The organism is Lactobacillus equicursoris DSM 19284 = JCM 14600 = CIP 110162, assembly GCF_001434815.1.
Taxonomy (GTDB): Bacteria; Bacillota; Bacilli; order Lactobacillales; family Lactobacillaceae; genus Lactobacillus; species Lactobacillus equicursoris.
This window is the reverse complement of the sequence record NZ_AZDU01000059.1, coordinates 1-8379: the sequence shown is the minus strand read 5'-3', so window position 1 is coordinate 8379 and position 8379 is coordinate 1. Positions and strand designations below refer to the sequence as shown.

Annotated in this window: 10 protein-coding genes; 9 read left to right on the top strand and 1 reads right to left on the bottom strand. The window is 41.2% G+C overall.

Annotation, left to right across the window (positions count from 1 at the left end; translation table 11 throughout):
• Nucleotides 1-114: 114 nt before the first annotated feature.
• The 6 genes from FC20_RS08625 (at nt 115) to FC20_RS08600 (ending at nt 4570) form a co-directional block, all read left to right on the top strand.
• Nucleotides 115-693, top strand: coding sequence for a hypothetical protein (locus tag FC20_RS08625; RefSeq protein WP_008460351.1), 579 nt, complete (start codon nt 115-117; stop codon nt 691-693).
• Nucleotides 694-747: 54 nt separating this feature from the next.
• Nucleotides 748-957 carry a hypothetical protein gene (locus FC20_RS10905; RefSeq protein WP_236697658.1) on the top strand — a complete coding sequence of 70 codons (210 nt, stop codon included), beginning with the start codon at nt 748-750 and terminating at the stop codon, nt 955-957.
• A 260-nt stretch (nt 958-1217) separates the two neighbouring features.
• Nucleotides 1218-1886: a hypothetical protein gene (locus FC20_RS08615; protein WP_008460353.1), complete on the top strand. Its 669-nt coding sequence runs from the start codon at nt 1218-1220 to the stop codon at nt 1884-1886.
• A gap of 509 nt (nt 1887-2395) precedes the next feature.
• The gene (locus FC20_RS08610) at nt 2396-3208 is read left to right on the top strand and encodes a helix-turn-helix domain-containing protein (RefSeq protein WP_008460354.1); all 813 of its coding nucleotides are present in this window, start codon (nt 2396-2398) and stop codon (nt 3206-3208) included.
• A gap of 140 nt (nt 3209-3348) precedes the next feature.
• A complete protein-coding gene (locus tag FC20_RS10900; RefSeq protein WP_008460355.1) occupies nt 3349-4209 on the top strand; it encodes a C40 family peptidase in 861 nt (286 codons plus the stop codon).
• 10 nt (nt 4210-4219) lie between these two features.
• Nucleotides 4220-4570: a hypothetical protein gene (locus FC20_RS08600; RefSeq protein WP_008460356.1), complete on the top strand. Its 351-nt coding sequence runs from the start codon at nt 4220-4222 to the stop codon at nt 4568-4570.
• 45 nt (nt 4571-4615) lie between these two features.
• Here the strand turns inward: FC20_RS08600 and FC20_RS08595 are convergent, their stop codons facing one another.
• Nucleotides 4616-5746 carry an SLAP domain-containing protein gene (locus FC20_RS08595; protein WP_008460357.1) on the bottom strand — a complete coding sequence of 377 codons (1131 nt, stop codon included), beginning with the start codon at nt 5744-5746 and terminating at the stop codon, nt 4616-4618.
• Between the two features lie 261 nt (nt 5747-6007).
• Between FC20_RS08595 and FC20_RS08590 the strand changes: the two genes are divergently transcribed.
• The 3 genes from FC20_RS08590 (at nt 6008) to FC20_RS08580 (ending at nt 8325) form a co-directional block, all read left to right on the top strand.
• The gene (locus tag FC20_RS08590; protein ID WP_039943283.1) at nt 6008-6529 is read left to right on the top strand and encodes a GNAT family N-acetyltransferase; all 522 of its coding nucleotides are present in this window, start codon (nt 6008-6010) and stop codon (nt 6527-6529) included.
• A gap of 381 nt (nt 6530-6910) precedes the next feature.
• Nucleotides 6911-7741, top strand: coding sequence for a bifunctional hydroxymethylpyrimidine kinase/phosphomethylpyrimidine kinase (locus FC20_RS08585; protein ID WP_008460359.1), 831 nt, complete (start codon nt 6911-6913; stop codon nt 7739-7741).
• 29 nt (nt 7742-7770) lie between these two features.
• Nucleotides 7771-8325 carry an ECF transporter S component gene (locus tag FC20_RS08580; RefSeq protein ID WP_008460360.1) on the top strand — a complete coding sequence of 185 codons (555 nt, stop codon included), beginning with the start codon at nt 7771-7773 and terminating at the stop codon, nt 8323-8325.
• Nucleotides 8326-8379 lie beyond the last annotated feature (54 nt).

The window sequence follows — 8379 nt, the reverse complement described above, 5'->3', positions numbered from 1 at the left end:
TAGCCGGTACCGGAAGGTGCCGGTTTTTTGTTGTGTAAATGTATGCTATGCTTTAATTATGGTATGATAAAAGTATTGTTGAAATTATATTTTTATTATGTGTGAGGAAAATACATGAAGAAGATTATTTATAGCATACTTATAGCTGTAACTTTAGGAACAGCTTTTTTCAGTGGATTAACTAATATTACATATGCTAAAGCTGTGAATAAAAATAATACAACTAAGGAGACAAGAAAGCAGTTAGACTCGGCTATTGATAAGTTAGCACAAGCTTTTGAAGATGCATATGATGCCAACAGAGGAATGGACGAAGTTGAATTATCAAAAGGGGTGCTTTCATATGCGACTGGAGAATTAGAATTACCTACAGAGAAGGAGCTACAACTTCAGGCTTTATACGGATCTTCGTTTTTTTCAGCAGAAAAATTTGGAAAATGTCTCCTAAATCAATACGGCATAATTGGAGTGAAAAATACTGCCAAAGCGTTATATAGCCGCCAAATCGAGAAATTGCTACGATCGCATGCCTGGAAAAAAGCATCAGAAGCAATAATTAAAAGAGTTGCTAAACGTTTAGGAAAAAAGGTCGCAAAAAAACTAGCAGAAAAAATAGCAAGCTCATTAGTTCCAGGAATCGGTTGGGCCTCGTTAGGATGGGTAGTTGGAAAATGTGGCATAAAGGCACGATGATTCTCCCTAATGAAAAGACTATTTAAAAAGATCTGTAATAGTTGGCTCGGCGACATGCTAATTATCAATCTTGTTACTATTATAGTAATTACTATTTGGGTACTAGATCAGTCATATAGCTTTTTTCTTTCAGGGGAAGAAACTTTTGAAGAAGCTACTAATAATTTTTGGAAAACTGAGATTATTTTTGTTGGTATTGCACTAATCGTAGTCAACAGTTGTGCGGCAGTTCGAGCGGTTATTAGAAAGCACACTAAAAAATAAACAAAAGAGATATACATTCTATAGGAAAGTATATCTCTTTTACTTATGCAATAATAGTATAGTAACTGCGATAATGATGTATATAATGAATATAAAAGTACACAAGAAGAAAATAAAATTGAATCTAAACGGTTATAATCAATCAACTAGTATTGTGCGCCTTTTCATTCTTATTAAGAAATGATGAATTTTATTATTGACTTTTAATGTTGGCGAGCGTAATATTGGGCTCAAGAATAAGAAGTAGTAGGAAATCTTTTATGAAGAAAAATAAAAAAGTTGTAAATTTAGGTATTGTAAGCATTGCAGCTCTTTTGTTAGTGGCGAATGTACCAGCATTTAAAACTGAGGTTAGTGCGGCTACTACTGAAAATGTAACGTCAAAAGTGCCTGAAATATTGAGTGAATCTACTCAACATAGATTAGACAAATATGTTACGGTAGAAAATAATCAATATGTATTGAATGAAGCGGCAAAGTCTGTAGTCTCAGAAAAGGAATATGAAGCGGCAAAGCAAGTAATTGTGCAAACTAATGCCTCGATAACTAAATCTGGCTCTGTAATTAATAAAGAAACAAAAGAAGCAACAAATGAATTCACTGTATCTGAAAATGGCAGAAAGGTTATTTCTCTTAACAGAGCAAAAGCGAAGAAGAAAAAGTACCATTATGGTGTTAACAAGGTAACATACCATTGGAACTATATTCGGATTTATATGGATAAAAAACTTACGAAGGCTGTCGTATCAGGCGTCATTGGTGGACTGGGAGCACTAGTTGGCGAATATGTAACTGGAGGTGCAGCAACTGTAGCAATAGCAGTGATTACACCTGCTGTGGCATCATATGTTGGGGATAGTATTAAAAGCGGAGTATGGGTTGACTATAATCTCTTTATTAGGCGAGTAAACAGAGTGGGGTGGCAGTAGTTTATGAAAAAATATCGTATACCAATAAATGTAGTAGTATTTACAGTGTTATGTGAATTTTACTCTTTCGTAATATCACCACATGTTTCAAACTTATTTGTAAATATACTACTAAGTGGCCTACTTGGAGGAGCCGTCGGTTACGTATTGTATAAATTGGAGCAATAAAATGGAGTATTGCTATATCACCTTTATTCGATCAGTAAATAGAGTTGGATGGCAATAATCCTATGAAAAAAGTATAGACTGCTTATCTATTTTATCGGCTATATGGCGGTTACTGTGGTCTTTAATCACTTAATTGCTCCGTATATTTCGAGTGCATCCTTAAGAATAATTGTGGCCGGACTCTGTGGTGGAATTATGGCCTATGTAGTTGAGAAAATAACACGGTAGAATAAGAGAAAGTTTAATAAGCTGGAAAAACTGGAAATCAAAAAATTATAGTTGTATACTTGCTTTGTGATTGATGAAAGCGAAGACAATAAGTAAGTGTAAGGAGAAAGAAAATGACGATAGGGGAGGCTTTGGAGTTTGAACGGAAAAAGTTGAATCTGACAGAAAAAGAAATGACTAATGGAATAATTTCAATTGCAAGTTATTCAAGGGTAGAGCGAAATTTACAAGATATTAAAGCAAGAGACTTATTTGCAATATTAGATGCAAACCGTATTTCCATGGTGCAATTCGTACATGATCTTGATATTGATCTTGATGAAAAAGATACTGAAGCTGGTAAATGGCGTTACCACCTTGATTGTGCTTTCTACGAAAACAATATTCAGGATATGGAAATAATTAATCAAGTGATTCAAGAGAAGAGTAAATCAAAAGAATTAAAGCTAAGCGGAAATATAGTTCTTGCTAAATTGAAAAATAACCTTGATTGTTTGTCAACAGTATCCATGGACGAATTGGATGTGCTTTGCGATAGCAATTGGGTGAAAGATCTCAATTTACTAAAGCTTTTTTATGACGTTATGCCCATTCTTTCTATGCCTTATTTAAGCGCAAGGATAAAAGAAATTTTGACTGAATATAGTGGAAGAGAAAAACAAATAGATCCAGAATATCAGTATGTGCTAGGCATGATTTCTATTAGCTATGCTAGAGAGTGTAGTTTTAGAGGAGATTATCGCTTAATGGAAGAAATATTTATTTTTCTAGATAAATTACCAAGAACACCTAAGTTGTTCCTGATTAAGTTGCTAGAAAAGTATTATGTAGCCATCCTACTTCATGACAAGGCAAAGAGCAAACATATCAGTAAAATCTTGAGAAAGCTGGGATATCAAAAAATAGCAACTGATATAGAAGTATAGCGCATATCCAAAAATATTTTCATTTATGTAAAATTAATTCCACATCAATTCTAACGACATATAATTAGTCTAAGAAAAGGATACTATATGTTGTTTGCATGCTGATGTATGAATGTAATTTTGTAGATGGGAAGTAAATCATGAAGATTAATAAGTTGGCTGTGTCCGTATGCATAGCCGTTAGTTGCCTTACTTGTTCGGTAACTAGTGTTAAGGCTGATACTACTCAAAACGAGTTTGAACAAGCTTATGAAGTAGGCAGAAGCAAAGGCATTTTGACAGACCAAAATATGACTAAAGATGAGTTTTTTTCCCTATGTAAGGACTCTGTTTTTCCTTCATATGTAGAATACAGTACAAATCATCCTGGAACTACGTTTGCTGATTATATTGCCGAGGATAATTATGAAGTTCCGCTTCAGAAAGCGACAGATGAGCCTGAAACAGTTAGTGCTACAGGGGATAAAAGCAATGCGTCATCATTGTTTACTAGCTTTTTCTCAACTGTTTCGGCTCGAAAGGGGTATTCAATGAAGGCAGGGGATATCCTAATTTGCTACGGTAGAAATATTACTAGTAAGTATGTTGGACATGCGGCAATTGCATCTTCTAGTAAATACATTATGGAAATGACTGGGCCAGGACATCGAGCAGAGCATACCTCAAAAGCAACATTCTTTAAGCGAAACTCAGGGAATAAAAAGTATGTAGCTGTTTTTAGAATTAAGAATCATCCTAAGTATGCAGATGATGCGGCATCTTATGCCTATCACCATATGTACATCCACGATAATCCTTGGTACTTATTCCCAAGTAGCATGTATCAAAAGTCACCAAGTTATTGCTCGAAATATGTTTATATTGCATATCAAAGAGGAGCAACTTCCAAAGCGTTGTATCCAATTCCTGGTCCAAGTGCTGTAATTTTACCTCATGGTATGTGGCACTGGTTTAAAGATAGCTTTACTCCATCATATGTATATAAGGTGACAAGTTACTAGGAGCATAATCATGATGCTAACACAAAAGAACAAAAACTGGATTTACCGAATCTTACTGATCATCTGGCTGGTCGCACTCGGGCCAACCTATACCTTTGGCTATGCGACTGAAGCAGCGAAATCCGCAGAAGTTTTTCTCTGCTTCAACCTGTTGACCATTTTGATCTTCATTGCCGCCATGGTTTTGATTGGAAATGCTAAGTACCACAAGCTGACCAACCTTTTACTGGTGGCGACTTTGATCATGGCGCTAGCCGAGCTCATCTACAATGGAATGTACGGGAAGTTTTTTGACTACTGGTCCCTAGGCAATATCGTTTTTGCCCTAATTACTTTCTGGCTAGAAAAACAGAACAAGTAAATTGCGAAAAAATAAGCTAGACTTTCGTCTAGCTTATTTTTTGCTTCATTTAACGTTTGTAGCCTTGATGTAGCGACCCTTGTTGATCCGGTAGTAAGTCTTCTTACCGATCTTGCGCTTGCCACCGTAAACAATGACTTGGTTGCCCTTCTTCAAGATGGCAACAGACTTAACCCGCTTGCCCTTGCTGTTGTAAGTCCAGGCGTTGTGGGCCAGCTTCTTGGCAGTCCCGTCAACGTTGCTTACGCGGATGTATTGATTGTTAGCGATCTTGTAGTAGGTATTAGTGCCGATTTTAACCATCCCGCCGATTACGTAAACAGTCTTGTAGGCACTCTTGTAGCTGCGAGTTCTTTTGCCAGCTGACGTGTAAACGTAGGCCTTGGCCATTACCGTCTTCTTGGTCTTGCTTACTGGAGCCTGGCTGGAAGCCTTCTTGGTTGAGCTTGAAGCAGCAGAGCCGCTGATTGACAGCGGAAGCAGGGAGATGTTGCCGTCAACGTTCAGGCCCTTCCAGTTTTCTGTGAACTGCCAAATGATAACGCCGTTCATTGATGGGAAGTAGTGAAAGTTTGCCGTGTCGATTCGGCCGGCGCTAGCGTATGAAGCAACCCAGAGGGAGTTCGGGTACTTGGCAACCACGCTTTTGGTGTTGATGTTGTTATTCAGAAGGTAGGCGCCGGAGTAGAGCAAGGGTTGGTAGCCAGCGGCCTTGACCTTGGCCATGAAAGCCAAAATAGCGGCGGTGTTGGCACTCTTGCTGCCAGTCGTTACGTTGTTGCTGCTTGCTTCCCAGTCCAAAGCCAGGTATGAGCCCTTAGGTACGCTGAAGGCCTTGGCGCTAGCGATGGCGTAGTTGGCTTCAGCCTTGGCCCGGCTGGTGCTGGAGCTGAAGTTGGCGAAGTGGTAGGCCATTGGCAAGAGTTTGTGGGCCTTGGCACTGGCTACTTGAGCCTTAGCGTTCGGGTTGCGGTAGCTGGTCCCTTCGCTGACCTTAACGATAACGAATTGAGCATTAGCTTTGCTGTACTTAGTAGTGCTAGTTGATTGATAGCTGGAAACATCCACGCCGTATGACCGGCTCTTAGCGCTTGTAGTTGAGGCATTAGCGGTGCCGGCGAAGGCCAGAGAAACGGCTAAGGCGGAGATGATTCCAAAGAGTTTTTTTTTTGACATCTGCGATACTCCCATTGAAAGATTTTTGTCGTGAAAAGGCGTATTGCCTTTTCACCATATGATACCTTCTATTATATAGCGGGAATATTACAAAACCTTGACACAAACTTTTCTCTTTTTTAGAAAAAATGTAATATAACTTTCAGTTCCCGGAGTCAGTCTAACTTTTGCCTAAAAGCGCGTCATTTGCTTTACGGGTCAAAGTTAGGTAAAATTGTATCTATTGTTTTGAGTACAGTTATACAGAAAGAGGGCATGGGGATGCAGATTAGAAAAGCAGAAATGGCGGACTTTGACCAAGTCATGGCCATCTTAAAGGACGGTCGAAACCAACTCGCTGAGCGGGGGATTGACCAGTGGCAGGGCGATTACCCTAATCCAGACCACGTTAAAGAGGATATCGAGCATGGCTATGCCTACTTGGCTAAGTCTGAAGATGGCGAAACAGTGGGCACTTTGAGCATTGTTCCTGCACCAGACACAACTTATGACCAGCTGGATGGAGCCTGGCAGGTAGAAACCAACGATTATGTTACTATTCATCGGGTGGCCATTCACTCCGACCACACCGGCCACGGCTACGCTTCTAAGCTCTACCAAGCGGTCATTAGCTACTTCACTAGCGGCTTTAACGACGTGAAGTCCATCAGGGTGGATACCCACGAGGATAATCTGCCAATGCAGCACCTCATTAAAAAGAGTGGTTTTAAGCGCGTGGGTACCTTGCACGGGGTCTACCGGCCAAACGAAACCAGCTACGTTTATGAGTTGGTTACTGGTTAGCAAGTCTAACTAAAAGATAGTATTAACTAATACTTAATTAAAAATAGATGCTTTAAGATTTATGAAGAAAAAGTTCACATTTTAGTCACACTTGTTGAGTATATTACAATTTGTAGCTTGAGGTTGTGGAGAGCCACAAGTTGCAACATCCAAATTTCTTTTATTTTTCTTTCCTCAATGTAGCATTACATTGATTTTATACATACACAACACATTCCTAACCAAAGTCAGTTGTTTCCAGTAAACAGCTGGCTTTCTTTTTGCATGAAAATTAGTATGCTAGTAGTGAATAAATCTAATGTAAAATTATAAGTGTAAATCTTCCATTTTTATTTTAATTTAATCTATAATAGAGCTACTAAAAGCCTGAAGGAGAAGCGTATGAAGTCAGTATTAATCAGTCAAGATCTATCCTGCGTGGGGCAGGTGTCCATGTCGGTGGCGTTGCCCATCTTAGGCGCCAGTGGCCTGACAACCGCAGCCTTGCCGACGGCCCTCTTGTCCACCCACACAGGCGGTTTTGGTGACAATACCTTGTTGGACTTGTCCAGCGAACTGCCAAAAATCTGGCAGCACTGGCAGGCTGAAAGAATCAGCTTTGACGCGGTCTACCTGGGCTATTTAGGCCAAGCAGCCAGCCGGGCATGGGAGAGCGGCCTTAGCGATTTCGCCAAGCAGGGCAAACTGATCCTGCTGGACCCTGCCATGGCCGACCATGGCCGTTTCTACCGCGGTTTTGACGAGAGCTATGTCTTGCAGATGCAGCGGCTAGCCAAGCGGGCGACCATCTTGACGCCAAATATGACCGAAGCCCTGCTTTTGCTGAGCGAAGCACCAGACAGCTCCGTTGATGCCCACCGGGCCTGCGTTTTAACCCAGCGCCTGGCGCAAAAATTTGCCTTATCTAAGGTAGTTTTGACTGGCGTTAACCTGCCAGATAACCGGATTGCCAACTTTGGCTTGACCCGAGGCGGACTAGTCTGGGAGAATGTGCAGGACCGCCTGCCTTACAACTACTTTGGGACGGGCGATCTTTTTGCCAGCGTCTTGCTAGCGGGGCTGATGCATGAATTTGACTTGCAAAAGGCTGCCGACGTGGCAGGGCAGTTCGTGGCTAAGGCCATCCAGGCGACTTCACCCATGCAAGACCAGCGCTTCGGTCCCAACTACGCAGCGGCTCTGCCTTGGCTGCTGGACCAGTTTAATTACTAGTGCATCTATTATAAGGAGGGAAAAGAAGAATGCGCGATGACGAGAATTCATTAAGAGCAATTGTACTGACCGCCTTGTTTGCGGCCATGATTTATGTGGGAGTTTTGCTAAGAATTCCTTTGCCAGCCATTGTCGGCCGGCCCTTCATCCACTTTGGCAACACCTTGACGGCAGTTGCAATATTGCTGTTGGGCTTCCGCAATGGGGCCTTGGCCGGAGTGATTGGCTTAGGCGGCTTTGATCTTTTGAATGGCTACGCTGCGACCAGCTGGTTGACCATGCTGGAAACCTTGGTTGTGGCAATTGTTTTGTTAGCCATCTTCAAGGCTATGAAGTACAATGACAGTACGAAGAACATCATCATCTTGGCGATTGTGGCTGGGGTGACCAAGATCTTTACCTCATACGCAACCACGGTGGTGGAAGCCTTGATGGCGGGTACGGCTTTTGCGCCGGCTTTGACCGCAGCCTTCATGAGCATGCTGGCGACGGTAATCAATTCTTGCTCAACCGCGATCATTACTCCGATCCTGTACTTTGCCTTCAAGAATGGCTTGAACCACGTTTTGAAGAGAGCGCGGTAAGGGAAGATTAAATTAAAAAAAGTAAAAAGGAAGTTCCACGTGGACAATGTCATT